General features: G+C 34.4%; 3 protein-coding genes. All 3 read right to left on the bottom strand.

From position 1 onward, the window contains the following. On the bottom strand, window positions 1-1,001 hold a 1,001-nt coding region (locus ABDZ53_RS12785), incomplete at its 3' end, for a tyrosine-type recombinase/integrase (RefSeq protein WP_343757129.1). Next, window positions 991-1,953 (bottom strand): tyrosine-type recombinase/integrase, encoded by a 963-nt coding sequence (locus ABDZ53_RS12780; protein ID WP_343757127.1) that lies wholly within the window; start codon window positions 1,951-1,953, stop codon window positions 991-993. The genes ABDZ53_RS12785 and ABDZ53_RS12780, both read right to left, overlap by 11 nt. After that, entirely contained in the window at window positions 1,946-3,148 is a 1,203-nt protein-coding gene (locus tag ABDZ53_RS12775; RefSeq protein WP_343757125.1) for a tyrosine-type recombinase/integrase, read from the bottom strand. Before ABDZ53_RS12775 ends, ABDZ53_RS12780 begins: the two co-directional genes overlap by 8 nt. Between the last annotated feature and the right edge of the window lie 70 nt (window positions 3,149-3,218).

Raw genomic sequence — 3,218 nt, 5'->3', positions numbered from 1 at the left:
TTATTTAAAAAATTTAGAATATCATCAGCTGCCTGATATCTAACTGTCCTCTCAACCGATTTGGGTTCATGTAATTTATTTAAGGCATTTTCTTTTAATTTTAAATCAGCTACCATATATTTATGTGTTGTTTCAATACTTTCGTGTCCAAGCCATATAGCAATTGTCGAAATATCGACTCCTGATTGAAGTAGACTCATTGCAGTAGAATGTCGGAATACATGTGGTGTTACTGACTTATTTTTTAAAGATGGACAGGTGTCATATGCTTTGCTTACAAGACGGTCTATTCTGTACCGTACTCCAGAACGTGTCAGATGTTTTACATTTCTACCGGATAAGAGATAATCATTGTCATGGATTTCATTCTCATGCATATAATTAGCAAGACTCTTTGATGTCGTTTCCCATAAAGGAACAGTGCGTTCCTTTCTACCTTTTCCCATTATTCGTAGATGACATTTGCCATTAGCAGAGAAAAAAATATCTCTCCCTTGTGTTGAAATCATCTCTGAAACTCTCATTCCAGAATTGTAAAGAAGAAGCAACATCAAATAATCGCTTCTTCCTTGGGAACTCTCACTATCACAAGTATTAAGCAATGAATCCATTTCTTCTTTTGTTAGATAGGAAACTTCTTTCTTTTCCACTTTGCGAAAAGGAATGGACTTAACTTTTCTAATAACTTCTAAATGTTCAGGACATTCATATGATACATATTCCATAAAAGACTTAATCGCCGCAAGCCTATTGTTTACTGTTATAAGTTTATTCTTTCTAACATTCACTAGATAATTCAAGAATTCAACAATGGTATTAGCATTTATTGTATTTATATTTATAGAGTCTGCCTTGATTCCCATTTCATCACGCATATATATTAACAGAATTCGAAAGGTGTCCTTATAAGCTTGAACGGTAGATGGAGATACCTTCTTTTGATTCATCATCCATTCTAGAAAGAAATTTTGGAGAAGTCTCTGAAAATCATTATTCTTCATTGTTAATGCCTCCATTCTCATAGAAATATCTTTCAAATTTTTTAGAGGTGAACTGCATTAATTCAGGTGTTCCCGTAAGATACCAATAGGTATCTTCCACTTTTACGTGACCAAGATAGGTAGAAAGATAAATAATCTTCGAATCTATATTTATATCTTTCTTAAGCCACCTTAACAACGTGTTGCATGCAAAAGTATGACGGAAATCATATAGTCTCGGAGGACGTCTACTCCATTCTTTGTCATCCATAAGGATTTTATTCCTGATTACTCGTAGAGCATATTCTAAATTACGTAACACTAGTTTACGGCTATTTGTCGAAAGTAGAAAATGTTGATCAGAAAAGTTTCTTCTTAGTGTATCTCTTTCATTTATATAGCCTCTTAATTCATTAGCAGTCGTTTCATGGATTGGGATGATACGACTTTTTGAAAACTTCGTTTCCTGTATAGCAATTAAATTATTTGTTAAATCAACATCGTCATCGGTCAATCCACATACTTCATTTGGCCGCATTCCTGTAGTCCATAAAAGACCAATCGCAGTCGAGACTGCCTTACATCTAAGACCGTCAGGTGACAACAATCCCATTGATGCTTTCATTAGGATAAATAGATCTTCCTCAGTATAAATATAAGGGGTTGACCGTCCATGACAATCTCCAAACATTCCTTTAGGAGGCATTTGTGCCGAAGAGTCTAATACACAGATATACTTAGCGAATGTACGTACAATCTCTATCCTTCTCGCCATATACCATCGTGAATATTCTGGTTTGAGAGTAGCCCATTCGAACGCTAAGTCAGTTGTCAAAGAACCTTTATGCCCAACAGATATCGTATATGATGCAAAACGTCTTAACTGCTGAGATTCAATATTAATCTGATATCCAAGAGCCTTCTTATAAGAAATATACTCTTCTATTTGCCTTGGGATAAGATTATTAGTCATATTCCACCTCCGGCCAAACACCTGCAACATCTTGTAATTCAGTAAAATTAATCTTGGTATAAATACTGGTTGTTTCTACAGATTCATGACCTAATATGTCCGCTATCATCTTGAGGTCAATCCCATTATTTATCATCTCTTTTGCGGCTGTGTGTCTTAACATATGGGTGCCTGTGAACTTATCTAAACCTGCTCTTACAGCAGCGCTCCTTACGGTATAGCGTACTTGGGATGTACCCATTGGTTTTCCTAGTTCGTTTTTGAATCTTATAAACAAACGTCGCTCCTGAGTTTTTGGACGCGAATGTAGTAAATACTCTTCAATGGCTCTACCGGTAACGATGTGTAGTGGAAGGATTCTTTCAGAATAAGTTTTTGTTTCTCTAATGGTTACAGTTCCCTCTAACCAGTTAAAGTCATCCAATGAGAGTCTTGCGACTTCTGAACAACGTAATCCTAAATCTTTTAGGCATCGCGCAATTGCATAATCACGAATACCGGCTGGTCTTGTGCGATTATATGACGAAAAAAGATTATCTATTTCCGATTCGGTAAGATATTTAGGAATACTTGAACGTTTCCAAACAGGTGATGTCATGGGTAATTGTAAGATTTCCTCTAATTTTAAACCGTCACTGAATTGGAGGAATTTTATATAACTTCGAATTCTGGTTATTATAGTTTTCTTAGATGCATTCGAGAGATGACTAATTGTACTAGTTAAATATATTTTAACATGTTCAATAACGATTTTTTCAGGCAAGAAGTTCTTTTCTGGAAAACTACTATATAAAAATATTTTAACAGTACTGCATTGGGAGGTTACTGTATTATTACTAAGTCCAGCAACATCGATTAAATATCTTTGAAATCTCTCTATCTCAGATTCAATAGCTGTATTTATTTCAAATTCAGAGATGCTTAGTCTCTTAAATATCTTTTTGCCAGTAAGAAAGTAGTAATAAGCATGGAGGGAAGCTTGAATGGTGCTTTTTTGGGAGGTTAATGGTGTTTTCTGTAAATACTTTGATATAATTTCTTTTAATCTCTTTTGATCTGTCCGTAGGACAAAAACTACCTCATTACATTTTAAAAATTCCTTAACTCTTTGTCCATATTGTTCTATAACGAGACTGGAATAGCCTTTCTTACAAAGAAAAGTTTTAAAATTAGAGATTTGGATTTCCTTATTCATAAGCGTTACTCCTTTTTATTTTATCTTAGCAAAAGAAGTAACGTATAAAAATATTATGCTCTGAAAATTT

This window comes from Alkalibacterium iburiense (assembly GCF_039521845.1).
Classification (GTDB): Bacteria; Bacillota; Bacilli; order Lactobacillales; family Carnobacteriaceae_A; genus Alkalibacterium; species Alkalibacterium iburiense.
This window is presented reverse-complemented; position numbering and strand designations above follow the sequence as displayed.